A 24,244-nucleotide genomic window follows, 5' to 3' on the forward strand; every position below is an offset into this window, starting at 1 on the left:
TATGAAACCTATTTTGCTGAAAGTAATCACCCGGTGCTGTTGGTTGTTGTTGCTCCTGTTGCTGATAAATAATGTTCACGCTCAGAGTGGCAGAAGTATCCTGCTGCGGAAAACGCTGGACGGCGGTAAGGGGCAGCTGGTAAAGGATTCTTCCATCACATTGAAGGATAGTATTTACTTTGATCCTGTGACCAGGGCTAAACTGGATACGCCTTATTTTTTAAGGAATGTGATTACATTTAAGTTGAATGAGTACTCCAATCTTTACCTTGGAGTACCATTCACTGCATCAGCAGAGGTTCGTATTTACTATGTTAAACCTGATCTTACATCAGACTCTACTACTGTAACGCTCAATATCAATTATGATACTGCGCATACCTATACGTTGAGGAATAGTTTTGTTTTTAATAATGCGCATCAGGCGACTGCAAAAATATTGAGTATCACCACCAATGCCGGTAAGGATGTTTCGGCAGCCTTGATGCTGGAGAATGAAATGGAAATACGGCCAGTATACAAATTATCCTGTACAGCGGACGCCATCACTTTGATTTCCTTTGCAGAGCCTGCGGACAGGGATTCTGCGGATGAGCTGGCAGTTAACTGGCCTGCTGTTGCCGGTGCGGATGTATACGATCTTGAATGGGCTTACCTGGATTCCAGCGCTATTGAAACCAATGGCGGAGTGGCGCCGGATGCACAACATATTTTTGTCAATAACTCCACACGGGTCACTATTTCGGGAAATAGCTATACTATTCCTTTGATGTACGATAAGGTGGGGGCATTATATTTCCGGGTGCGGGCGGTGCAGGAGAAGAATGATGATAACCGTATAGAAACAGCATGGAGCTCTGATTTTGCCAGTGGATTGGGAGAATATAGTTTTGATGGACACCAGCGTAGTTTAAACTGGCAGTCGACCGTATCTTTTGCTGAAGAAGGAAAACGGAAAGTGGTCGTGCAGTATTTTGATGGTAGTTTGCGTGGTCGTCAAACTGTCACCAAAGATAACATCACCCATAACACCATTGTAACCGAGTCGTATTATGATTATCAGGGACGTCCGGTTATACAGGTTTTACCGGCTCCTACGCTCGATAAAGTAATGAAGTATACACCCGGTCTCAATTTACCATTGAATGGTCCGGAATATGATAAAGACAATTACGACTACATTGCAACACCTGAAGAGCTGACAACTGCCAGTGCTAAGCCTATGAGTACCACTTCCGGTACCAATAAGTATTATTCTCCGTCTACCCCTGATGTTGATAAAGGTATCCAGCAATATATACCAGATGCGGAAGGAAGGGCTTTTACCGAAACGGAATATACTGGTGACAATACAGGCCGGATCAGTCGTCAAGGTGGGGTAGGACCCACCTACAGGCTGGGAAGTAAACATGAAACCAGGTATTATTATAACAGTCCTGTACAGGAGGAACTGGATGCGTTGTTTGGCACTGAAGTAGGGATCAGCACGCATTATTTTAAGAATGCGGTTGTTGATCCAAACGGTCAGGTTTCTGTGAGCTATGTGGATATGCATGGCCGTACTATTGCTACCGCATTGGCCGGAGAAACAGAAAACAAGAACCTGGCGGATCTTCCATCGAAGGTAGCATTAATGGTAACAGATTCTCTTTCAGGTGCAGATAAGAATACAATTAATGAAAGAAGTATTAATAGCCAGTACTCATTACTGATTACGGAAGATAGCAGTCTTTGCAGTTTTAACTATCTGCTGGCGCCGCCTGTATTAAAAAAAACAGGATGCGACAATGAAATCACCTATTACACTGGTTTGTATGACTTGCGTATCCGTATTACAGATGATGTCCGGAATCAGCGTTTGGGTGGACAGCCGGTAGAAGTTGTTTTCAGAAATTATGATCCTGCTGCTATTACCGCAGGGCATCAACCGGAGTTGCCGGATACCATCAAAGTAGCCTTCAGCAGGATGCTTTACAAAGGATCTTATGAGATTACAAAGACGTTGGAAATCAGTAAGCAGGCGATGGATTATTATCGTGACAGTATTTTCCTGAAATCAAATGTCTGCACTACAATAGAAAAGTTAGTTGAAGAACAGCTAAGGGAAGCACAAAAGAACACCTGTTCTCCCGCATGTGGCAGCTGTGATAGTTTGCATACCGACGGAGACGACATTCTCACTGCTATGTTGCTGGATATGACGCCCTCCTCTGGTCAGTATGCTAATATAGATGATGCCGGTAACCAGTATTCGATTTTCAAACAGGGTGCGGATAATGCACCAGCCCCTTATTCCAGAAGTGATATTAAGTATTATAATGAACAGGGCGTGATAGATTCTGTGATGGACCCTGTGAAGAAGCAGAATGTGTTACCACAGAACCTGGCACCAATAGATTTTATCAATTCATTCAGGCCATCCTGGGCAAACGCGTTATTGCCACTTCATCCGGAGTATGCTAAATTACAGGTCTATCAGAATTTGAAAGATGTGCAGCTGTGGGGTAAGGATTTTGAGGCAACTGAAACTTACTTCGCGGCGAAGCAAAAGGGTTACCTGGACCCTATTGGTACACAGAGCCGGTTTGCAGGTGCAGGGAACAGAGACCCGCTGTCTACCAAGAAGTGGAGCCTGTTGAATACTGCTTTGGAGAACTACCGAAGTAAAGGTTATTCGCTATGGAGCCTGGCCACCATCTCTGTTATGTGCATCGATAAAACATCGGCGTGTGCGAACAATTATGCTTCAGTTTCGGCCAGTTTTAACGAAGCTACTATGTGTCAGGGCGATCTGGACATGGCCTGGCGTTCGTTCCGTAATTTATATAAGCAGATCAGGAATGATGCGGTCAATGAACTGCTGAATGAGGCTTCCAGTATGAGAAGTTCTTATCTCATGAGTATAGGAAAGGATCCACGTTTTACATCCGGTGCTGATATGGTACAAATGGGCGGGTTGCCTGGTAACGGTGCAAATTCGGATGGAGATAAAGCTGCCGTAGCCAGTGCAATGGAGCAGATGTATACGGATAACTGTAAAGCCTATGTGAAAATATGGATGCAACAGTTAGCACCCTGCAATTATGATTCGGCGGCGCTTTATGAAATTACCGATAAACTGGTAGCGGTGTGTAAAGGTGGCGCAGACCAGGAACATCCATATGGCGCGCGTTCCCGGAAGACGCCTGTACCCGGACAGTTCAATAACTTTGAAGAAGTGATTGCGGATTATAATGCACATCACCAACCGGGAAGAAATCCATACGTTTGTAATGCAGAACTGATCACCCAACCCGCTTACTACGGTAAACAGGGAGCGCAGGGTAATACTGCCAGTTTTACAAAACCTGCAGATTGCCAGTGTGACAGACTTATATCTTTAAGGGATGAATATGCCCTGTTGAAACAACCTGCCGATATTGATTTGTCGGCATATCTGCAACGGACGCGTGGCGTGAAAATAACCCAGGCTGATCTGAATGCGTTGATCGATGCCTGTACCAATGCTACGGCAGGCTGTAACTATCTCCAAAAACCTATTAATATTCCAGCATTACTGGATTGTAATGCAGCACCGGCCTGTGTACCATGCCGCGTTACCGATAGTTTGCTGGCGGCCTATAAGCTCGCATATCCAACGGCGTTACCGGCATTAAGTGAAAACGATTCTGTACAGGATGCGAGGAACAGTTTATTTGCTTCGTATATGAATAACAGGCTGGGGTACAGTTACCTGGCACATGACTATTTGAAGTTTATAGACAGTTGCAGCAAGAGTCCGTCTGGAGCCGGTCATACTGTTTGTGTGCAGGGCAATGCGGATAGCAAACGACTGATCAATATCTATTCGAACGGAGGTACAGATTTGATTTCCGATATCCACACCACCACAGATGATGGTTATATCATGGCCGGTTATACTACTGGTTGTAGCAACGGAGCAAAGGATGGCTATGTAATCAAAACCAATAAGAAGGGCGATCTGTTATGGGCTAAAACTTTTGGGGATGTGGCCGATGATATCTTTACAAAGCTGGTGCCTGCCAATGATGGTGGCTATATTGCTATTGGAACTACCTATTCTTACTGTTATGATGCCGGCGCCATACTCATTGTGAAACTGGACAGTGCAGGTAATCTAAGCTGGAATAAAGTTATTGACTTCGGCCCAACGAATGGGGGACGTGGAAATGATATCATTGCCACTGCTGATGGGAGCTTTGCCTTTTCAGGCCTGCGCGTTACTGCCGGCGTTAATACGGATTGGGTAACAGGGATGCTTACCGCCACAGGTGAACTTACCTGGATGAAGCAAACCGGTTCAGCCGTGAACCGCGATGTTATTACTTTAGCTGAAAAGGATAATGCGTTAGTAGCAGCTTCTTCCATAGGACAGGGCACTACCTTTGACGCGGTATTCCTGAAAATAGACAAGCAAACAGGTAATATCCTGACTACCGGCCAATACGACCTGGAAGGAAGGGGAAATATAAGCAACAACATCTTAGTAACCCCTACAGGTTATAAGGTGGCTATTGCCAATCTGAAGGACGCCACTAATACCGTAGTGAATGGTGTATTAATGGATCTTAATGCGGAAGGTGAAATTGTGGCTGCGAAGAAAATGGTAAGTCCTGCGTCCGTAGATCCGCAGGCTGCATCTGTTTCCTGGATTGTATCCGGTACTGCGGACGGCGGTGTAATTGCTTCCCAGTCTACAGCCGATGCTTACTGGTATAAGCTGGATGCTGTTAACAACACCCAATGGGCGAGCCGCGTGAATATTACTGCCAGTGAACGCTTAATTCGTTTAGTGCAAACACGGGATGGTGGTTATGCCGGAGCGGGATTGCATAACAACAGGGCCATGCTCATGCTGGCAAATGCGCAAGGCAAAACAGGGTGTAGCGATATTGCTGAAACCCTGGCTACCATAGATATTACAGGCACCTCCATCAGGAGAGCACTGGCAACTCAGAGTATTATTACACTTGGCACCAATAACATCAGCACCGTAGTAGTGGGAGAAAAGGTGTGTACGCCTGCATTTACCACAGAAAATTGTACCGGTATTGATAGCTGTTTTTATGATGGTCCATTGTTGTGCGGCAACACTACGGCTGCATTCCCGGAGGTTGCTCTGCCTGAAATAAATAACTGTTCCGATAGCTCTATTTTCGCAGATGCAAAGGGCCGTGAGCTGTATAATGTTTACAGGGATTCGTTAGTCAATGATTTTGATAAAACATATCTCCGGTCATCTTTAACGGCTATTAACCTGGAACAATTTGCAGTAACGCATTCCAGTATTGAATACCATTATACTTTATATTATTACGATCAGGCGGGAAATTTAGTGAAAACAATACCTCCTGCCGGTGTAGTAAAGGATCGTTCGCGTGAGTGGACGAACCGTGTAGCCGCTGCAAGGGCAGCCGGACAACAGCTGGTGCCCGCGCATACTATGGCGACTAACTACCGTTATAATACATTGAACCAGGTGGTAGCGCAGAACTCTCCGGATGGAGGAACCAGTCATTTCTGGTATGATCGTTTAGGTAGACTGGCCGTTTCGCAGAATGCCAAACAATTACTTAATAACGCATACAGCTATACGCTTTACGATTACCTGGGACGTATTACCGAAGTGGGAGAAATTTCCAGTAGTACAGGTATGACACAGGAAATCAGCCGTGATGCCTTGACTTTGTCACAATGGTTTAATACAGCAGGAGGCAGCCGGCAACAGATTACCAGAACGAGATATGATCTTCCATACATCTTCCCCGAAGGAAATATCTGGGAAGCGAAAAATCTTCGTAACCGGGTAGCGTGGAGTGCCGTTTATAATAATATAGCTGATACCATTCCGGGTAGCCAAACTTCAGCATCGTACTATAGTTATGATATTCACGGTAACGTACGTACGTTATTGCAGGAGTACAATGCAGCCGCGCCAAACGAGGGAAACAGGTTTAAGAAGATTGCTTATACATACGACCTAATCAGTGGCAAGGTGAATACGGTTAGTTATCAACCCGGACAGCGTGATGCCTTCTATCATCGGTATAATTATGACGCAGAAAACAGGCTTACGAATGTAGAAACCAGCAAAGACAGTATTTATTGGGAGAATGATGCTTACTATCAGTACTATAAGCACGGTCCGCTGGCAAGAACTGTACTCGGACAGCAACAGGTGCAAGGGCTGGACTATGCCTATACGCTGCAGGGATGGCTCAAAGGAGTTAACAGCACAACTGCTACCAGTACATTTGATATAGGTAAAGACGGAGTCGCAGGTGGTATTACTGCCAGGGATGCCTTTGGATTTGCCTTGCATTATTCCGGTGATGAAGATTATAAACCGGCTAATACCAATGTTCATCCGTTTGCTTCTGCAGGAGGCATATTGAAGCCGTTGTATAATGGGAATATTGGCGCCATGAGTGTAAACATACCCAAAGTGGGTACTCCGCTAATGTATGCTTATTCTTATGATGCATTGAACAGATTGGTTGACATGAAGGCCTCGCATAATCTGAATGCGGCCACCAACACATGGGCGCCGATTGCCGTGCAGGACTTCGGAGAAACTATCAGCTATGACCCGAATGGAAATATACTGGCATATAACCGCAATGGTAATCAGACCTGGGCGGGTAAGCCGTTGTTGATGGATAGTTTACGGTACCACTATTTGCCAGGCAGAAATCAATTAAAAGATATCAGCGACAGCATATCAGCAACAAATTACCCTAATGACATAGATAGTCAGACAGATAATAACTATTTATATGATAACATCGGTAATCTGGTACATGACGAACAGGCTGGAATTGATATAGAATGGAATGTATATGGTAAGATCAAGCAGATAAAGAAGAAAGACGATTCGACTATTGTTTATACTTATGATGTGGCTGGAAATCGCATCAGTAAGATTGCCAAAGGAATAGAGACGCGCTACATCCGTGATGCCAGTGGCAACGTAATGAGCGTGTATGTAAGCGGCGATCCTGCTATTAATAGCAGCTTACTTAGTCAAACGGAGACGCATTTATATGGCAGCAGCAGATTGGGTATAAACAACCAGGCCATACAGGTGCAGAATGAAGAAACGCCTGATTTGGTTAGATTGCAGGGATTAGGTTTCGGTACTTTTGCTACCTTTACGAGAGGTAATAAGTTCTTTGAGTTAAGCAATCATCTGGGGAATGTGTTGGCGACCGTTACGGATGCCAAGAAAGCGGTATCTGTGGATGGAAATATCGTGGATCACTATGAGGCTGATGTGGCGAGTGCGCAGGATTATGCGCCGTTTGGAATGGGATTGGATGGCAGAGGGTTTGATGCGGGGAGGTATAGGTATGGGTTTAATGGGAAGGAACATGATAATGAGGTGAAGGGAGAGGGGAATCAGATTGATTATGGAATGCGTATTTATGATCCGCGTATAGGGAAATTCCTTTCTACAGATCCATTATCAAAACAGTATCCCCATTATACACCATATCAGTTCGCCGGAAATACGCCCATACAAGCTATAGATCTGGATGGTGCAGAGGAATATCATTTTACTTATATAAAAGATAAGGATGGTAACATGTCTCTTCATTATTTAGGTAAAGAGGATATTAAAGAGCGTGTTTTCGTTGGGTATAAATTTGTTCATGGTTTATTTTATGATACGCCTACACCTGTTTATCAAACCCAAGTAAATCAGCGGCAATCATATACTGTACATACTACGTATAGAGAACCGATAGATAAGAATGGTGGTCTTAATATGGATCAGCCGCAAGAATGGAAGGATTTTGATGTAAGAACGTTCTACAACTCTTTGGAAGACCTTTCGAGCGGTAAGGGACATAGATCTTTGGCGGATATGTTGGGTATTACTGTGGCTAAGTATAATGCCGCAATAGGGCCAGAGAATGCAGCATTGCCAGCTGGAGGATTAGGAAACATGAAGGGCGGAAGTAGACTTAGGGTAAATATTTATGGTGAAGGTGAGGCAGCGGGATTTGCTGATATAGCTGTTAATCCTAGATTTGCAAATGGTAGGGCATTGTCATCAACGTTTGCAAATGGTTCTGCTGAGCAAATAATAATAAATAATTCACCTTTATTTGAGCAAGAATTGTCTGAAATAGGCAGGTTGTCTCGTTCAGGTACAACAGTTACTTACTCTGCTGCTGATAGTCCGTTTTTCTCAAAATTATCCAATTTTTTAAAGGACAAAGCTCAGTTGGTGTCAGAGAAATCTCAGACAATGTTACCTGGTACGGCAGATGAATTTGTTCAGAAAACGGTTCAATATAAAATGAAGTAAATGAGCTCAGAATTAGAATTACTACTAGCCAAGCATCCCGATGTTAGAATAAATAATTATTCAGATGACATAGTATCTATTGAAAAAGGGATAATATTTTTGTACGCTAATTGGAGCCACGCTATCGTGCAATTGAGAAATTTAATACAGTCTTTAGGCGCTATTAGCATACCTCTATATTTTTTTGATATAGATAATCCAGATTCGCTACGTTATTTTGATAAAAATGAATTACGTTCTGATGGTTGGGGTGAAACATATTGGGTAAGAGATGGAAAGATTGTTTCGACCCTGAAAAAATATAATTCTCAGAATATTGAGGAATTAATTTTAAATAATGCGTTGTTGAAGTAGAATCGGCAAGGATGGTCAAGCATTTTGGCCATCCTTGTTTATTAATGAGTATACGTTTGTTGAATTTTGCCATCTCTGATAAAGACAGCTATCATAAGTACGATGTAGGATAGATCCTGTTTATTGAATAGCTTTGAACTTTACGTTATTGATCATAGCATCACATGGGGATTTTATATGACAGATGTCTAGAAGGTGCTTTTGAACAATTGAACCTACCAACGGGATCAGTGAACGGTGTAAAAATTAAGGGGCCAGCGGAGGAAAAAAATTATATTCTGAATCTATTTAAGCATGATTTTAACGAATTCCTACAATTTGATAAATCATTATTTTGTGAGAATAATTTCACAACAAAGGGGGAACCGATAAATGTTAATAGTTACAATGATTATTTAGAGAAAAGAAATAATGCCTATAGGAGAGGAGTTTCTTTGTTTACTCCCGTCAGACTTGCGGTAAGAAGGGAGCTATTGGAAAAGTATGATTTATTCGGATTTCCTGAAATTGGAACGGATTTGTACGTTACTTCCAGGTTTAGAAACCTTTTCATGGATAAAAAAGATTTAGGTATACAATTTATATCTAGTAATGTAGAAGTTTTGATATAAGTTGAAAGAATGCAATTTTTTTGTTTACAATTATTGTGTTAATCTTTTTAAGTAGATAGACTATTCCTTTAGTCTCGTATCTTACAATCCAGGGATAAAAAATGCTCACTTTATCCCCGCTTAGGCTGTGAAAAGTTTGAAGGTGGGAGAGTTCGATTGCAGAGGTTATCCTTTTGCGACCGTCAGTTTTCTCACCCCCGTCGGCCACGGGAAAGAGGGAGACGAGAGGCAGCGTCGCTCTTATAAAATGATCTGATTATGTGTGTATTCGTTAGAGGTAGTCACCTCAAACCGATGGATACGCTATAGGGAAATTATACGAAGATGGGCATCAGTATCTTACGATCATGCTTCCGTCCGGGTAGGCAATAAAGAACATAGGTGTTACTAGTATTAACGCATCATCTATCTACGAGGACGTTATCTGCATTTTACACCCCTATATTTTTTCTTTCAGCTGAAAAAAATAGATGAATAGAAAGATATACTTATAGTAGTTCTTTGATTATGCGCCGTTTTGGATGCGGTTGGAGGGAAGGAAGATGGAGTGCGGGGAGGTATATCGTTATGGGTTTAATGGGCAAGAGAAATCGGATGAGATTAAGGGAGAGGGGAATAGTTATACCGCTCAGTTCTGGGAATATGATCCGAGGATAGGCAGGAGATGGAATTTAGATCCCAAGCCAACTACCGGGGTCAGTGATTATTCGGTATTTTATAATAGTCCGATACTTTTTAGTGATGTATTGGGAAATAAGCCAGAAGATCCGCCAGGTTGGTATAAGGGGCTAAAAAGCGCCTATGTTAATTTTATGTGGTGGACAGGTAGGGCACACCCTGATAATGCAGCAGAATCTTTTGACATAACGATGCATGGTTTGGCTAATGCACACCTGAAAAGTTGGAGCGAAATAAAATCTGATGCAAAAGTTGGTGCTGGAAATGCTTATTGGTCTTTTTGGGGGTCTACTAATGGTGCGCTAAAGCAGTTGACATTTGGAATATATTCTAAATCACCTGGGGATTATAACTTAAATGCTGACCAAGCTGCTTATTTCCAAAAAGCTAGCGATTTTACTCAGAATGCGCCATTGCTGCCTATGGAAGGTGGTGGAGGCTTTTCACCTAAAGGTGCTCTGTCTGGCAGTGGAGGTGTTGCTCTTAAATCAGTAACGAGTGTTGAGGTTAAAATTGCGACTACTGTTTTTGCAAATTCGGCAAGTGGGCAACAACAGCAACAACAAAACTCATCACAACAACAAGCACCAGCTGTCGGTTTTATGACCGTCCGGAAATTGAGACGAAGTCAGGGATTGCAATTAAACAGAAGGGTGTGTTGGCCAGATGGAATGAATTTTTAGGTCCTAATCAAACGAATATTGACCCAAGAGATGGATTGGTTGATCCGGATAGGATTTGGTCTGTTGATGGTAGAAGAAGTATTAGATTTGGTGATCACGAAGGAACTCCAAATAGTTCAGGGTTGCAGCATTTTCATGAAGAGACTTGGTATCCTGATAGAGTTGAAAACGTTCTTAGAAGAGTACAAAAATAAATATAAAAATAAAGCAATGAATGTAGTTATTACTAAAGTGGAGTATCCATATGTTTCGTTTAATAGTAATCATGGAGAAGGTATTGCATATACCTCTAGCCCGCAATTAGAGTCAGGAAGCACTCATAGTGTTGAATTTGATATATTGTCCGATCTTAATACGAACGAGAATACAAAGATTGGTACAAATAAGAAAGCAGGTTTTTATTGTGAAGATAACGGCACTCTTATCGTTGCATTGGTGGAAAGTATAGATGAATATGACTGTTTGTGTTTACGTATAGCTACAGACTGTATTATTGAGGCTAATAAAAGTGATAATACAATTAGTACAGGGGATAGACTGGAAATTAGATTGCCTAAAGATAAATTTAAGATGACCAGTATTGGTAGGTAATTTAGGATAATTTTATTTTGAATATACTGAACAGAACAAAGAAGGCTATCGATAGTATATAAAATGCAATGTTTATCTTCTTCAGGTAATGAGCTGATCTCATTAAGTCGCTGCAACATAACAGGATCTTTAAACGTATTACTGTTGGCGGCTTCGCCCAGTAAGTAACCCACGGTTGTGTCCAGGAGTCGGGCTAAGGTTTTAGCGACTTCAATAGAAGGGAGGATCTCATCACGTTCATATTTACCAACGACAGTATAAGAAGTCCTCATTTGTCTTGCCAGCCCCTGCTGGGAGAGGATTTTAACTTCCCTGCACTCCCTGCAATATCACCGGTGAAACGATAACGGATACGCGTAGTTATATCTCCTTCGGGATCTTTACTTCTGACGCCGACGAACCACTGCACCAGTTTAATTTTATGAAGATGGATAAGAAACATCTCTCCCAATGGCCGGACCGGCGCAGATTTATTGAAATAGCTACAAAGTATCTGGAAGAGGGAAAATGGAATGATCACCAGGTAACAAAAGTACTACAGGACTTAATAGACAAAATAAAATAACGGCCGCCCTCAGCGGCCGCATCTCAAAAAAATCACTTCTCCGCCACCACTTTAAACTCTTCAAACATCACATCAAACGGCAACTTCCCCGGTGCTGCGGCCACAGGTCCTATCTGCACTTTACCGCCGGGAGGAAAATACGCCAGTCGCAGCATATCAAATTTCTTATTATCAAAAGAATATTCAATCTGTACATAATCTCCTTTACGCAGTAATTTCAGCCACATGCTTTTGGGGCTGTCGTGACGCGGAACTACGGACCAGTCGGATACTTCACGGGTTACTACGGCGCTTACGTTTTGTACGCCGTCTACATATTCGATACCGGTTTTAATCCAGTTTTTGGCATCCTTGCGGATCATCAGACCAGCCTGATGGAACAGCTCTTTATAATGACCGGTGATTTTTACTGTAGCAGTAAAATCGCCTTCTTGTTCCTGGAAATAGAAAGGGCCATTATCGCGGATGAAGCCGTAGTGCGTTACCTGCCAGTAGTCGGTACCGGGGTCAACGGTCACGTTTATCTTGTTATGATCTGCGGACCATTTCTGAGGAGTGTTATACCATTGCATAGTTTGTGCTTTTAATCCCATACTCATCGCTATGAAAGCGGATAATGCTACCAGTTTTTTCATGATGTTTCCGTAAAAGTTTTATGTAAGATGATAAATATTCTCCGGAATGGATAATTTTTAGTGATGGGTAGCTGCTTTGGATTTGTTAACTTTAAGAACCCTCTTAACCTGCCCGTTAAATGTTATGAATATGAACGAAGAAAACCCTCAAGTAACAAAAAGAAAGTCCGTTGCCGTTATTGTAGCCCATCCCGATGATGAAACGCTGTGGGCCGGAGGTACTATCCTGTTTCATCCGCAGTGGAACTGGACTATCATCAGCCTGTGCCGCGCCGGTGACACAGACAGGGCCCCTAAATTTTTTAAGGCACTACAATTGTACGGGGCACAGGGTGTGATGGGAGATATGGACGATGGCCCGGAACAAACGCCACTTCCGGAAGAGGTGGTGGAAAACCAGGTGCTTGCCCTGCTGCCGGTACAGCATTACGATCTGGTTATCACCCATCACCCGCGCGGGGAATATACCCGGCATCTCCGCCACGAAGAAGTAAGCGGCGCGGTGATCCGGCTATGGCAACAAGGCCGGATCACCGCCGATGAGCTCTGGGCCTTTGCTTATGAAGATGGATTAAAGTCCTATTTCCCGGAAGCTATTCCTGAAGCAACTATTTATCATGTGCTGGATAAAGATATCTGGCAACGGAAATATGAGGTGATCACGCAAACGTATGGATTTAAGGTCGATAGCTGGGAAGCAGCCACCACGCCTTTGGCGGAATCGTTCTGGTGTTTTAATAACAGCGGGGAAGCCCATCAGTGGCTCAACAGTTTACCGTTTGAATTATGAAAGTACTTTTGTTATTTGATTATCCGCCGGCTCCCGGGGGACTGGCAACACAAGGAAATTTATTGTACCACGGTTTGCTGGAAATAGGTGTAAATGCGCTGGCGGTACATTACGACTCACCGCTGGAAAAGGAATGGTATTACAGTTCGTTTAAGCCGGATGTGGTGGTGGGCGTGGGCTATTGGGGATATTGCCCCCAGCTGGTCCTGCATCCGCAGCGGTTTGGTGTGCAGCCGGTTCCCTGGCTGGTGGCCGATGGATATATCGCCAACTACCAGGAAGTGCTGAATGAGCTGCCGCTGATCCTCGTTACCTCGCAGTGGGTAAAGGAAATGTATATACGCGATGGCATCAACGGTGATAAAATAGCCGTGCTGCCGGTTGGCTGCAATACCGACAGGTTTATGCCGCTGCCAAAAGATCATCCGCGGGTGAAAGCCATACGGGAGTCAATGGGTGTAGCGCCAGATGAGCTGATGCTCCTCACCATAGGTGGTGACGCCTGCTCAAAAGGCGCCAGGGAAGTGATGCAGGCGTTGTCGCAGTTAAGCGGCGAAGTGCCGGACAACTGGAAATATATCTGCAAAGTATGGCCGCAGCCGCGCACCAGCATACAAAACAAAGCGGACCAGGAGCTGGCGGAAGAACTCGGGCTGAACGGCAGGGTACAATATATCACCAGCATTGTATCAAGAGAGGAGATGCCTTATCTCATCAATGCCTGCGATATTTATGTGGCCCCTTCGCGGCTGGAGGGTTTCGGAATGCCGCAGGTAGAAGCAGGCGCCTGCGAAAAACCGGTAATCGGTATCCGCGCAATGGGAATGCTGGATACGCTGGTAGACGGAGAAACTGCACTGCTGGCCGGTGTGGCAGAAAAAATTGTGGTGAACGAAGTAGTGCTGGGCAAAGAGTCGGGTTTTGAAGCAGATCACAAAGTGGTGTTTTCCACGCCCCGTACGGTCGACTACCGCGCAGATATAAATGATATCAGGCGGCATTTGCAACGGTTAATGACAGATGCCACCTACAGGGAACAGTTAGGAAAAGCTGCAAGGAAAAGAGTAGTAGCAAATTTTGATTACCGGGTTATAGCAAGGCAGTTTGTGCAGCTGATGCATGAAAAACTTAATATCCGTTAAACATGGAAGCTTCCTCCTGGTTAACCATCAATGCAGCCAGGGACGCCGCCCTGAAGGTTTTGCTGCATAATGTAAATGGTCCCTTTCACGGCCTTCCCCGCACTGCGGGATGGGGATACCCTGAGCCATACACAAGAGATCTTCTCCTGTCGTTTTTTGGCGTGGGCGTAACCGGCAACCAGGTGCTGATCAACAGCATCAGGAAAGTACTGGAAACACTGGCGAAAAATCAAACCCCACATGGACATATTTCTTCTCTCGTACACGACAAACAAGACCTGGGCGCCAGCGACAGCACGCCGCTCTTCCTGCTCGTGACAGGTATGTATCGCAAGCTGTCGGGAAATGAGCAGTTCCTCGAAGAAGCGGTTAACAAATCGCTGCAGTGGATGGAATATCAAAGTCCCTCGGACCGTTACCTGGTGGCGCAACAGCCTACCAGCGATTGGCGTGATGAACAATGGGTGCTCGGGTATGGATTGTTTGTAAACACGCTCGTGTATAGTTATCTCCGTATTCTCGGGCATCATGAACGCGCGGAGAAAGTACGGCAGGCAATGGGAAGATTCACCATTACCGGCGGCGTACAACACCGGCATGTGCACGAAGGATTGGTAGTGAAACACAAACCCTACTATGCCATGTGGTCCTACAAAGTGCTGAGCAGCGAACGGTTTGATCTGCTGGGCAACAGCCTGGCTATACTCTCCGGCATTGCAGCGCCCACCAGGGCCGCGGAAATGGTATCATGGATTGAAGATGAATGTGCAGAGCTGATAAAAAACAACCAGCTGGCCGTAGAACTGCCGCCTAACTTCTTCCCCTATACGAAACCGGGCGACAACGACTGGCACGAACGTTACACTTTTTTTAATCTCCCCGGAGAATACCATAACGGTGGCATCTGGCCTTTCATCTGCGGCTTTTATGTAGCTGCATTGGTGGCCGCAAAGAAGTACCGGCTGGCAGAAGAGAAACTGCTGGAACTCACCAGGATAATTACTATTTCCAACAGCGGAACAGTGGATTACGGTTTCAATGAATGGCTGAAAGCACAGGATGGTACAGCAAAAGGGCAGGAGTGGCAAACCTGGAGCGCCGCACTGTACCTGTATGCAGCGAAATGCGTGGAAGAAAGACGTACCCCTTTCTTTGAAGAAATGAGAATGCGGCAACCCGTTTCATGATAATTTGATGAAAGATTGATGAAACTCGTTCGTCAATTGATGGTAACTTTACGCCCATTATCCCTGTGTTTTAAACTTATGAAGATGAATACCTACAGATCCCTGATGCTGCTGGCAGTTTTTGCCACAACACTCGTTGCCTGCGGAAGCCTTGAAATGGCCGGCCCGGATAACGTTACCCCTACCACACCACCGCCCACCACACCACCTGTAACAGGCAATAATAAAATTGAAGGCACCTGGAACTTTGCAGGCGTTCGGGTAAACAGCGTTAGCAGCATATCGGAATCAGGCGCCAAAGCCATTGTTTACAGCGACTATACCACCTTCAATAACAAAGGCGTAGTGGTAATTGATGGAAGTACTTTCAAGATAACAGGCATGAGCTATTCTATTGATGCGGTTATCAGGAATGTGCTGTACATGAACGGAGAGCTGATCACTGATCTGCAAATGCCTTTCCAGATGGCGATGGATCCGTATAATGCTTCCAACCCCTATAAACTGGTAGGAGCAGATTCTATTTATTTCAGCGCGGGTGTAATGGAAACCCCTTCCTATGGCGGTGGTACCGTTGAAGTACAGGCTGCGGGTGGAAAAATTTCCTGGAGTGCAGATACGCTGTTGCTGACACTAAATCTTAACCAGGTAGAATCTTCCGCTGTTGTAACCGGCTTTGAAGTGATGAAACTGGTGAAACAGAAATAAAAGAGTTACCGGTTATCTTTTGGAAGAAAGATAACCGGTGATAGTCCCTACTTCTTCCTGGCATCAGCCGCCTGCCAGATGGATTTGATCGTTGCCTCATCGTTCATCCCATCTGGACATTGCGCAGAGCGGGTATTGGCCCGGTATTTCAGTCTTGGTTTTTTCCGGCCCAAAGTAACTACACGGGTAACTGGCATCTGCAAATGACCACTGGCGTCATGACCTGCTACCCATTGGTGCGCATATCGCAGCCAGTTGTTCCGGTATTGTTCCGGTTGCTGATAAAACCAGCTGATTTCATCAAAGCCCCACGGATAAATGGTAGCAGTATCTGGCACACCCGGATGATCGCTGATACCAAAATTATCCAACTCCACCAGGTAAGGCATTGACGCGGCTTTCCAGCCACTGGGTGTAATACCGCCTTTGCTTCTCCCGAAAAGGGCATCCGAAAACCCTACTTCTAAAACACCTTCCTGCGGATGCGCCGGCACGGATTTTATCCGCAGCGGGAACGAGTTAAAGTCCAGTAAGCTTTTACCATTGACTACCATACCACCCGATGGCGTATGTGCATCGAGCAATACCCAGTGATGGCGGGTATGATCTTTTGCATAGATCCGTAATTTTTCCAGGAAGGCGGCCCATTCTGTCAGCTGTGGATCTTCCATGCCTATCAGGGCAATTTGTCCGAGGTGCAACGCTTCGCAGCCCACTTCCATGTAGGTGCCCGCCAGGAACATAAACCACAGCTGCGTTTCCACGCGCGTAATGTCCGGTACGCTGTTGCCTTTACTCCAGTGATCTACCAGTTTACCTTTTGTGTTGAGCATGCTGGTGTACCGGAAATGCCGGTCTTCCGCCGGTAGTCCCAATGCTTTGAATGCCCACGCCGGAACAGGAATCGTGTTTACCTGTTCACTGATCTGCTCAAACAGGGCAGCCTGGAAAATTACTTCCGGATCATTTTTATGCACTTCCTGTACCAGCTGTTTGGCACGACTAAGAAAATCTTTGTTGTTGAGTACCGATTCACCGCCCCAGCGGTATATGGCGCGGCCTATAAACTTTGCCCCGATGTTCCTGATCAGGCGGATGTCGTCTTCTTTGTGGGGATAAGGCGCATCGGAGGCGTAAGGATCTACCGAAAGAAATTCGGTCATGGTAACCGCATGATCCAGGTAATGTTCCAACGCAGGCCGGGTAATGCCTTTTTCGTTGAAGGAGGGTGATTGGGAGCGGGCGGTCATTGCCCACAAACTAATGCCTGCAGCCAGCAATGCTGCCGCCGGACGCTGAGTGAATGCTAACATGTCGTGGAATAAATTTTGAAAACAAGATACTTTTTTTTGACTGGCAGGAATAACATTTTTGGTTGTGTGGCGCAATTGTTTTTATATTGGGTTTATTAAAACGACCCAACCAGCATATGAGTTTACTGCCGGATATATTTCCCGTCCTGTCTACGCCGCGTCTTCACCTGATTGAAATTGAGCATTCGCATCAGCCGGATTTGTTTTACCTGCTGACAGATAAACGGGTAACCCGCTACTATCATGTAATACCGCTGAGTGAAGTGGCCAATGTCCGACCGGTCATCGATCTTTTTAAAAAACGTTTTGCTGATAAACAGGGAATCCGCTGGGGTATTGCCCTGGAAGAAAAAACAGCGCTGATCGGTTTTATCGGTTTCAATAATTATGAAACAGCAGATACGGTGCCGCTGGTATTTGCGCTGGTACAGGAATACTGGGGTAAAGGCTACATGGCCGAAGCCATTGAGGCGGTGGTGCAGTATTGTTTCTCCGCACTGGATCTGAAAAAGATCGTTGCAGATGTATTACCCGGCAACGAAGCCTCTGAAAGGGTGCTGATTAAAACGGGGTTCCATCATGAAGCGCTGGTGGTGAAAGGCATGATATGGGACGACAAAGGATACGACGTTAACCGGTATGTAAGGGATAAAACGCCGCACCTGTAAGTATCTCTATTGTCCGGTTGAGGACACAACAATCCTGGTTCCTGCAACGAGGAACAATAAAGACACTCACAGGAATTACAGATGCAGGATTAAGCTTTTTTAGCGGCAGTTTTCTTGGGAGCAGCTTTCTTAGGCGTCACTTTTTTGTCGGCGGCTTTGGGAGTGTTGGCTTTGGCTTTGGGCGCAGCGGCTTTCTCTGCTGCAACTTTCTTCTTCGGCTTGGCAGGTCCTTTTGGTTTATCTGTTAGTCCTGCTATCATCGCTTTAGTGGCCTTTTTTACATTCCGGAGAAATTTCTTCTCTCCCAGCTTCTCTTTTAAATCGCTTAATGCGGTTAATACTTCGGCTACTTTTACACCAGCTTCTTTTTTAAGATGCTTGCCGGTTGGTTTACTCGAATCAGTCATGGAGCATTATTTATTTACAAAATATATTATATTCAAAATTAACAATTAAATAATATTGGCAATGTTAAGTTTTATAAGGTCATGATTTATAAAGAATATTCTGATCTTAGCGAAAGTAAAATCAACTATAAATTCATTATATTGGGGTAGGCTACCTTCCTTGTGTCGGAGCTTGTTATTGTTTTAACCATAGGGGTATGGGTTCAAGAGATGTTATTATTATCGGTGGGGGCCTGTCGGGCCTCACCAGTGCTATTCATTTATCGAAAGCAGGATTACAGGTAACCGTGATCGAAAAAAGTAAGTACCCTTCGCACAAGGTATGCGGGGAGTATGTTTCCAATGAAGTATTACCTTATCTGCAGTCGCTCGGGGCAGATCCTTCGGTATTGCATCCTTCCCGGATCAACCGGTTAATTATTTCAGATCATTATGGCAAAACGCTGGAAACACCGCTTCCATTGGGAGGGTTTGGTGTAAGCCGGTATACGTTCGACCAGTTCCTGATGCAAACAATGATCGAAAACGGGGTGGAGTTAATTGAAGATACCGTTACCAACGTGGTATTTGAAAACGACCGTTTTTTCATTGATACCAACAGCTATGGCGTTTTTTCAGCGCCGGTGGTGTTGGGCGCCTATGGCAAAAGAGCTGCGCTTGATGGAAAACTTGCCCGTCCGTTCTTTAATGAAAAATCGCCCTGGCTGGCCGTGAAATCGCACTACCGTGGCAACTTCCCGGCCGATACTGTTGGGCTTCATAATTTCGACGGTGGATATTGCGGCGTATCAAAAGTAGAAGATGATATCCTGAATATCTGCTACCTGGTGAGCTATGAGAGTTTTAAGAATTTTAAGCAGATAGAATCACACCGCGAGCAGGTGTTGTATCGTAATCAGCATCTGAAGGATATCTTTGAAAACAGCACCGCCTTGTTCGATAAACCTTTAACCATCAGCCAGGTGTCTTTTACAGATAAAGAAAAGGTACTGAATCACATCCTGATGATTGGTGATACCGCGGGGCTTATTCACCCGCTTTGCGGCAATGGTATGGCGATGGCCATACAAAGCGCGCAGATAGCCTCCGACAAGGTGCTGGAATATTTTTCAGCCGCCACGCGTAACCGTTTATTGATGGAGCAGAATTATACGAAAGCCTGGAACAAAATGTTCAGTGGCCGTATGCGCACCGGACGCGTATTATCCCGGTTGTTCCGCAATGAAAAACTTTCCGCTACCATGATGAAAGGACTGATCCTCTTCCCCGGCCTGCTGCCGGGAATCATCAGGCGCACGCATGGGAAACCGTTAAATGCCGTACCGGAATGCGTGTAAAAACCCGGCACCGGAGCCACGCTACCGAAATCATGGACGATTTCAGTATGGACGGCGATCTGCTGAAGGCTACGCTGGATAAAATAGCACAAATCAATTTCTTACTGGGAGGCAACCGCATCACCCGTAAAGGGGTAGCGGCCCTCATCAAAAATATTCCCGCCAGCCAGGAAATTACCATCGTGGATATCGGCTGCGGCAACGGTGATATGCTGCGGCAACTGTCGGATACTTTTTCTTCCCAAAGAAAAATAAAACTTACCGGCATTGATGCCAACCAGGCTACGGTAACGCATGCACGGAATTTATCAAAAGATTATCCGCACATTGAGTATCATTGCCAGGATATTACGCAGCCGGCCTTCCGGGAGCAACGCTATGATATTATTTTATGCACGCTTACGCTGCATCACTTTAAAGAAGCAGAAATCCGGGAACTGATGAAAGTCTTTTACCGGCAGGCCGGGAAAGGAGTAGTCGTTAATGACCTGCACCGCAGCGCATTGGCATACCGCCTGTTTCAACTGGTATGCTTTGTGTTTAATTTAAATAATATGGTCAGGGAAGATGGACTGGTATCCATTCTCCGGGGATTTAAAAAGAAAGAATTACAACATTTATCGGCTGAACTTAATATTGATCAGTATTCTCTCAAATGGAAATGGGCGTTCCGGTATCAATGGATAATCAATAAACTATGAGCGTTAAAATTCAGACTGTCACAAAAGCACTACCGCCTTATTCAAGAACCACCGCTGAAATTATCCCTTACTTATCCTTATGGCTCCAGGGCCAGGAAGAAAGATTTATCCGCAAGGTGATCAAGATTTTTGAAAACGCCGGCGTGGATAAACGCTATTCTATTATGGGACCAGAGGAAGTATTTACCAGTACTTCTTTTGAAGATAAAAATAATATCTACCAGCGGGAGATGATTGCCCTGGGCCGCACCTGCCTGCAAAGCGCGCTGGGTAAAGCCGGTTTGAAAGGAACAGATCTCGACTATATCATCACCGTGAGCTGCACCGGCATCATGATCCCTTCCCTGGATGCATACCTGATCAATGAATTACAGCTGCGCCAGGATATTGTACGCCTGCCTGTTACGGAGATGGGGTGTGCCGCGGGAGTTTCGGGGATCATCTACGCTAAAAAAATGCTGGAAGCTAACCCCGGTAAACGAGCAGCGGTAATAGCAGTGGAGTCGCCTACCGCTACATTCCAGCTCGACGATTTTTCGATGGCCAATATCGTCAGCGCAGCCATCTTCGGCGACGGCGCCGCTTGCGCAATCCTCTCTTCACACGAACAGGATCCCGGTCCGGAAATTATCGCGGAAGAAATGTATCACTTCTATGATGCGGAATACCTGATGGGGTTCCATCTCTCCAACACCGGTTTAAAAATGGTGCTGGATATAGAGGTACCCGAAAAAATAGAAGCGCATTTCGGCGATATCGTACATCCTTTCCTGGCAAAGAATAATCTTACTATCGAAGATATCGACCATCTCATTTTTCATCCCGGCGGAAAAAAGATCATTACCCTCGTGGAAGAACTGTTCCGCACTATGGGAAAGAAACTGGACGATACCAAAGAAATTCTGCGGTCGTATGGCAACATGTCCAGCGCTACGGTGTTATATGTATTGGAAAGGTTTATGGAGCAGTCGTTGCCCAAAGGCGATAAAGGGCTGATGCTGAGTTTTGGCCCGGGCTTTTCCGCACAAAGAATATTATTACAATGGTAACAGAGTTTGCACCTTACTGGGCATTAATATTGGGAGGCAGCAGCGGGCTTGGACTGGCATCGGCACGTAAGCTGGCTGCGCATGGCATGAACATCTGCATTGTGCACCGCAATACCCGCGTGGAACTGGCAGAGATCCAACAGCAGTTTGAGGAGATCAGGTCACAGGGCGTGCAGTTGCTGACCTTTAACACCGATGTACTTAACACGGAAAAACGTGCAGACATTTTGCAGCAGTTACAGGAAGCGATGGGCATGGGCCGTATCCGCTGCCTGCTGCACAGTATTGCAAGGGGAAACCTCAAAGCGTTACCGGATCTGGAGGCAGACGATTTCAATACCACCATCGGCCATATGGCGGTGAGCTTATACGAATGGTCGGCCGATATACTGCACAGGCAACTGTTTGCCACAGATGCACGTATCCTTTCTTTTACAAGCGATGGTAGTTATAAAGCAATGGCGCACTATGCAGCAGTATCTGCTGCGAAGGCGGCGCTGGAATCCATTACCCGGAGCATAGCGCTGGAATTTGCACCGCACGGCATCCGGGCCAACTGCATCCGCGCCGGGGTTACCGACACCGCCTCGTTGCGGAAAATTCCGGGCAGCGAAGTATTGCTGGAATACAGCAGGGAAAGGAACCCTTTCCGGCAGCTTACCACCCCGGAAGACGTTGCGAATGTAGTATACCTGCTGTGCAAAGATGAAGCCGCCTGGATCAATGGCGCCATTATACCGGTAGACGGAGGAACACATATTCATTAGCGTATGACAAAAGAAGAGATCCTGCAGCATTTACCATATGCACCGCCTTTCCTGTTTGTGGATGAACTGGAATATATCGATGAAGAAAAGGTAACGGGTATATATACCTTTCACGCAGATATGCCTTGCTATAAGGGCCACTTTAAAGGGCTTCCTGTTACGCCGGGTGTATTGCTTACGGAGGTAATGGCGCAAACAGGGCTGGCCTGCCTGGGTATTTATCTTTTGAGAGATGAGATACAGGAGCAGTTGCCCACGGTAGCCATGACCTCTGCCCACATCGACTTTTACTTGCCTGTGGCGCCCGGTGAAACGGTGAAGGCGCAGGCCACGAAAATATATTTCCGCTTTAACAAGTTAAAATGCCGCGTGGCGTTATATAATACTGCCGGTGCATTAGTCTGTGATGGAACGATGGCCGGCATGATCATCAATAGTAAAAATGAATAACAGGGTTGTCATAACAGGTTTAGGAGTAGTAGCGCCAAACGGCACCGGCATCGCCGCTTTCAGCGAAGCGATCAAAAAAGGAATATCCGGTATCCGTTATGATGAACAACTGGCCGCATTGAAGTTTTCCTGCCAGATTGCAGGTAAGCCGGATGTGCCGGAAAGTTTGCAGCAGCAGTATTTTGAAGAGCTGGAACTAAAGCAGCTGAGTAGTTCCGGTATCATTTACGGCGTAATAGCCGGCATGCAGGCATGGGCAGATGCTGGTTTAGCCATTGCACCGGAAACCCCCGACTGGGACAGCGGCACCATTTTCGGTGCAGGCACTTCCGGCGTGGATAAATTCCGCGAATCCGTTTATAAGGTAGATGAACTACAGGTGCGTCGTTTAGGCAGCACCGCAGTTACGCAAACCATGACCAGCGGCATCAGCGCTTTCCTCGGTGGCAAACTGGGGCTCGGCAACCAGGTAACCACCAATTCCTCTGCCTGTACCACCGGCGCAGAAAGTGTACTGATGGCTTATGAGCGGATTAAATACGGTCATGCTAAACGTATCCTGGCCGGGAGTACCAGCGATAGTGGTCCTTACATCTGGGGAGGCTTCGATGCCATGAAAGTAAGCACCTTCAAATTTAATGAACGCCCGGAAGCAGCTTCCCGGCCCATGAGCGCTACCGCAAGCGGTATTGTTCCCGGAAGCGGGGCAGGAGCGTTGGTACTGGAATCGCTGGATAGCGCGCTGGAACGCGGTGCTACTATCTATGCAGAGGTATTGGGCGGCAATATTAATTCCGGCGGGCAACGGAACGGTGGCAGTATGACGGCCCCCAACCCCGTTGCGGTGCAGCGTTGCATTACAGCGGCCCTTCAACAGGCTGGTGTGCAGGCCACCGATATTGACCTGATCAACGGTCACCTTACCGCCACCGGAAAAGATGCAGAGGAAATAGCCAACTGGTGTACCGCCCTTCAGCGCAACGGGAAAAACTTTCCTTATATCAATGCGCTGAAATCGATGGTGGGGCATTGTCTCAGCGCCTCCGGAAGTATTGAACTGGTAGCGGTGGCATTGCAGCTGAAGGAAGGATTTGTATCTCCCAATATCAATTGCGAAGATCTTCACCCTGATATTCAGGCACTGGTAGACCGGGAAAGAATTCCGGAACAGCTATTGTATAAAGACATAAATTTAGCAGCGAAAGCGAGCTTTGGTTTTGGAGATGTAAACGCTTGTATTATTCTGCAAAAATACCTGCAACCTTAAACAAAA

The 24,244-nt window shown here is 45.6% G+C and carries 20 protein-coding genes and 1 pseudogene; 17 read left to right on the plus strand and 4 right to left on the minus strand.

Annotated elements, in window-relative coordinates; genetic code table 11:
• The first annotated feature begins 1 nt into the window (after window position 1).
• The 5 genes from PV783_RS15355 (at window position 2) to PV783_RS15375 (ending at window position 11,252) form a co-directional block, all read left to right on the plus strand.
• Entirely contained in the window at window positions 2–8,335 is an 8,334-nt protein-coding gene (locus tag PV783_RS15355) for an RHS repeat-associated core domain-containing protein (RefSeq protein ID WP_420988612.1), read from the plus strand.
• Window positions 8,336–8,689, plus strand: a complete 354-nt coding sequence (locus PV783_RS15360; RefSeq protein ID WP_420988613.1) for a hypothetical protein — start codon at window positions 8,336–8,338, stop codon at window positions 8,687–8,689.
• 164 nt (window positions 8,690–8,853) lie between these two features.
• The gene (locus PV783_RS15365; protein ID WP_420988614.1) at window positions 8,854–9,300 is read left to right on the plus strand and encodes a hypothetical protein; all 447 of its coding nucleotides are present in this window, start codon (window positions 8,854–8,856) and stop codon (window positions 9,298–9,300) included.
• A gap of 521 nt (window positions 9,301–9,821) precedes the next feature.
• Window positions 9,822–10,661 carry a hypothetical protein gene (locus PV783_RS15370; protein ID WP_420988615.1) on the plus strand — a complete coding sequence of 280 codons (840 nt, stop codon included), beginning with the start codon at window positions 9,822–9,824 and terminating at the stop codon, window positions 10,659–10,661.
• Window positions 10,662–10,691: 30 nt separating this feature from the next.
• The gene (locus PV783_RS15375; RefSeq protein WP_420988616.1) at window positions 10,692–11,252 is read left to right on the plus strand and encodes a hypothetical protein; all 561 of its coding nucleotides are present in this window, start codon (window positions 10,692–10,694) and stop codon (window positions 11,250–11,252) included.
• A 173-nt stretch (window positions 11,253–11,425) separates the two neighbouring features.
• On the opposite strand, the pseudogene PV783_RS15380 reads toward PV783_RS15375, so the two are convergent.
• A pseudogene (locus PV783_RS15380) lies at window positions 11,426–11,563 on the minus strand (helix-turn-helix domain-containing protein); the annotation flags it as partial.
• A 116-nt stretch (window positions 11,564–11,679) separates the two neighbouring features.
• Here PV783_RS15380 and PV783_RS15385 point away from each other — a divergent pair.
• Window positions 11,680–11,817, plus strand: a complete 138-nt coding sequence (locus PV783_RS15385) for a hypothetical protein (protein WP_420988617.1) — start codon at window positions 11,680–11,682, stop codon at window positions 11,815–11,817.
• A 32-nt stretch (window positions 11,818–11,849) separates the two neighbouring features.
• On the opposite strand, the gene PV783_RS15390 is transcribed toward PV783_RS15385, so the two are convergent.
• Window positions 11,850–12,452 (minus strand): DUF1349 domain-containing protein, encoded by a 603-nt coding sequence (locus PV783_RS15390; RefSeq protein WP_420988618.1) that lies wholly within the window; start codon window positions 12,450–12,452, stop codon window positions 11,850–11,852.
• Window positions 12,453–12,582: 130 nt separating this feature from the next.
• Between PV783_RS15390 and PV783_RS15395 the strand changes: the two genes are divergently transcribed.
• The 4 genes from PV783_RS15395 to PV783_RS15410 all read left to right on the plus strand — a co-directional run bounded on the left by PV783_RS15395 (window position 12,583) and on the right by PV783_RS15410 (window position 16,279).
• Complete coding sequence (locus tag PV783_RS15395; RefSeq protein WP_420988619.1) at window positions 12,583–13,242, plus strand: hypothetical protein; 660 nt, start codon at window positions 12,583–12,585, stop codon at window positions 13,240–13,242.
• Complete coding sequence (locus PV783_RS15400) at window positions 13,239–14,384, plus strand: glycosyltransferase family 4 protein (protein ID WP_420988620.1); 1,146 nt, start codon at window positions 13,239–13,241, stop codon at window positions 14,382–14,384. The genes PV783_RS15395 and PV783_RS15400 overlap by 4 nt, the downstream gene beginning before the upstream one ends.
• Window positions 14,385–14,386: 2 nt before the next feature.
• The gene (locus tag PV783_RS15405; RefSeq protein ID WP_420988621.1) at window positions 14,387–15,571 is read left to right on the plus strand and encodes a glycoside hydrolase 100 family protein; all 1,185 of its coding nucleotides are present in this window, start codon (window positions 14,387–14,389) and stop codon (window positions 15,569–15,571) included.
• An 84-nt stretch (window positions 15,572–15,655) separates the two neighbouring features.
• Window positions 15,656–16,279: a hypothetical protein gene (locus PV783_RS15410; RefSeq protein WP_111578724.1), complete on the plus strand. Its 624-nt coding sequence runs from the start codon at window positions 15,656–15,658 to the stop codon at window positions 16,277–16,279.
• A 47-nt stretch (window positions 16,280–16,326) separates the two neighbouring features.
• Here PV783_RS15410 and PV783_RS15415 read toward each other — a convergent pair whose 3' ends face one another.
• Window positions 16,327–17,592, minus strand: a complete 1,266-nt coding sequence (locus tag PV783_RS15415; protein WP_420988622.1) for a hypothetical protein — start codon at window positions 17,590–17,592, stop codon at window positions 16,327–16,329.
• A 116-nt stretch (window positions 17,593–17,708) separates the two neighbouring features.
• Here PV783_RS15415 and PV783_RS15420 point away from each other — a divergent pair, with 116 nt between their 5' ends.
• On the plus strand, window positions 17,709–18,260 hold the full coding sequence (locus PV783_RS15420; protein ID WP_420988623.1) for a GNAT family N-acetyltransferase: 552 nt from the start codon (window positions 17,709–17,711) through the stop codon (window positions 18,258–18,260).
• An 89-nt stretch (window positions 18,261–18,349) separates the two neighbouring features.
• Here PV783_RS15420 and PV783_RS15425 read toward each other — a convergent pair whose 3' ends face one another.
• Entirely contained in the window at window positions 18,350–18,667 is a 318-nt protein-coding gene (locus PV783_RS15425; RefSeq protein WP_079468021.1) for a hypothetical protein, read from the minus strand.
• A 197-nt stretch (window positions 18,668–18,864) separates the two neighbouring features.
• On the opposite strand from PV783_RS15425, the gene PV783_RS15430 reads away from it, so the two are divergent.
• The 6 genes from PV783_RS15430 to PV783_RS15455 are packed head-to-tail and all read left to right on the plus strand — an operon-like array spanning window position 18,865 to window position 24,238.
• Window positions 18,865–20,004, plus strand: a complete 1,140-nt coding sequence (locus PV783_RS15430; RefSeq protein WP_079468020.1) for an NAD(P)/FAD-dependent oxidoreductase — start codon at window positions 18,865–18,867, stop codon at window positions 20,002–20,004.
• Window positions 19,995–20,705 (plus strand): methyltransferase domain-containing protein, encoded by a 711-nt coding sequence (locus PV783_RS15435; RefSeq protein WP_420988624.1) that lies wholly within the window; start codon window positions 19,995–19,997, stop codon window positions 20,703–20,705. The genes PV783_RS15430 and PV783_RS15435 overlap by 10 nt, the downstream gene beginning before the upstream one ends.
• The gene (locus PV783_RS15440) at window positions 20,702–21,754 is read left to right on the plus strand and encodes a type III polyketide synthase (protein WP_420988625.1); all 1,053 of its coding nucleotides are present in this window, start codon (window positions 20,702–20,704) and stop codon (window positions 21,752–21,754) included. The genes PV783_RS15435 and PV783_RS15440 overlap by 4 nt, the downstream gene beginning before the upstream one ends.
• Window positions 21,748–22,521, plus strand: a complete 774-nt coding sequence (locus tag PV783_RS15445; RefSeq protein ID WP_420988626.1) for an SDR family oxidoreductase — start codon at window positions 21,748–21,750, stop codon at window positions 22,519–22,521. The genes PV783_RS15440 and PV783_RS15445 overlap by 7 nt, the downstream gene beginning before the upstream one ends.
• Window positions 22,522–22,524: 3 nt before the next feature.
• Window positions 22,525–22,971 (plus strand): 3-hydroxyacyl-ACP dehydratase FabZ family protein, encoded by a 447-nt coding sequence (locus PV783_RS15450; protein WP_079468016.1) that lies wholly within the window; start codon window positions 22,525–22,527, stop codon window positions 22,969–22,971.
• The gene (locus tag PV783_RS15455; RefSeq protein ID WP_420988627.1) at window positions 22,964–24,238 is read left to right on the plus strand and encodes a beta-ketoacyl-[acyl-carrier-protein] synthase family protein; all 1,275 of its coding nucleotides are present in this window, start codon (window positions 22,964–22,966) and stop codon (window positions 24,236–24,238) included. The genes PV783_RS15450 and PV783_RS15455 overlap by 8 nt, the downstream gene beginning before the upstream one ends.
• Window positions 24,239–24,244 lie beyond the last annotated feature (6 nt).

Origin of the sequence: Chitinophaga sp. CC14, from assembly GCF_048957795.1 — a bacterium.
GTDB lineage: Bacteria > Bacteroidota > Bacteroidia > Chitinophagales > Chitinophagaceae > Chitinophaga > Chitinophaga ginsengisegetis.

What these genes read in the sequence shown, in the direction of transcription:
- PV783_RS15445 (WP_420988626.1), top strand. Translation starts at nt 21,748, where the DNA reads ATGGTAACAGAGTTTGCACCTTACTGGGCATTAATATTGGGAGGCAGC.
- PV783_RS15365 (WP_420988614.1), top strand. Translation starts at nt 8,854, where the DNA reads ATGGGGATTTTATATGACAGATGTCTAGAAGGTGCTTTTGAACAATTG.
- PV783_RS15425 (WP_079468021.1), bottom strand. Translation starts at nt 18,667, where the DNA reads ATGACTGATTCGAGTAAACCAACCGGCAAGCATCTTAAAAAAGAAGCT.
- PV783_RS15415 (WP_420988622.1), bottom strand. Translation starts at nt 17,592, where the DNA reads ATGTTAGCATTCACTCAGCGTCCGGCGGCAGCATTGCTGGCTGCAGGC.
- PV783_RS15405 (WP_420988621.1), top strand. Translation starts at nt 14,387, where the DNA reads ATGGAAGCTTCCTCCTGGTTAACCATCAATGCAGCCAGGGACGCCGCC.
- PV783_RS15390 (WP_420988618.1), bottom strand. Translation starts at nt 12,452, where the DNA reads ATGAAAAAACTGGTAGCATTATCCGCTTTCATAGCGATGAGTATGGGA.
- PV783_RS15375 (WP_420988616.1), top strand. Translation starts at nt 10,692, where the DNA reads ATGGATTGGTTGATCCGGATAGGATTTGGTCTGTTGATGGTAGAAGAA.
- PV783_RS15440 (WP_420988625.1), top strand. Translation starts at nt 20,702, where the DNA reads ATGAGCGTTAAAATTCAGACTGTCACAAAAGCACTACCGCCTTATTCA.
- PV783_RS15355 (WP_420988612.1), top strand. Translation starts at nt 2, where the DNA reads ATGAAACCTATTTTGCTGAAAGTAATCACCCGGTGCTGTTGGTTGTTG.
- PV783_RS15450 (WP_079468016.1), top strand. Translation starts at nt 22,525, where the DNA reads ATGACAAAAGAAGAGATCCTGCAGCATTTACCATATGCACCGCCTTTC.
- PV783_RS15430 (WP_079468020.1), top strand. Translation starts at nt 18,865, where the DNA reads ATGGGTTCAAGAGATGTTATTATTATCGGTGGGGGCCTGTCGGGCCTC.
- PV783_RS15435 (WP_420988624.1), top strand. Translation starts at nt 19,995, where the DNA reads ATGCGTGTAAAAACCCGGCACCGGAGCCACGCTACCGAAATCATGGAC.
- PV783_RS15455 (WP_420988627.1), top strand. Translation starts at nt 22,964, where the DNA reads ATGAATAACAGGGTTGTCATAACAGGTTTAGGAGTAGTAGCGCCAAAC.
- PV783_RS15400 (WP_420988620.1), top strand. Translation starts at nt 13,239, where the DNA reads ATGAAAGTACTTTTGTTATTTGATTATCCGCCGGCTCCCGGGGGACTG.
- PV783_RS15385 (WP_420988617.1), top strand. Translation starts at nt 11,680, where the DNA reads ATGGATAAGAAACATCTCTCCCAATGGCCGGACCGGCGCAGATTTATT.
- PV783_RS15360 (WP_420988613.1), top strand. Translation starts at nt 8,336, where the DNA reads ATGAGCTCAGAATTAGAATTACTACTAGCCAAGCATCCCGATGTTAGA.
- PV783_RS15410 (WP_111578724.1), top strand. Translation starts at nt 15,656, where the DNA reads ATGAATACCTACAGATCCCTGATGCTGCTGGCAGTTTTTGCCACAACA.
- PV783_RS15420 (WP_420988623.1), top strand. Translation starts at nt 17,709, where the DNA reads ATGAGTTTACTGCCGGATATATTTCCCGTCCTGTCTACGCCGCGTCTT.
- PV783_RS15395 (WP_420988619.1), top strand. Translation starts at nt 12,583, where the DNA reads ATGAACGAAGAAAACCCTCAAGTAACAAAAAGAAAGTCCGTTGCCGTT.
- PV783_RS15370 (WP_420988615.1), top strand. Translation starts at nt 9,822, where the DNA reads ATGCGGTTGGAGGGAAGGAAGATGGAGTGCGGGGAGGTATATCGTTAT.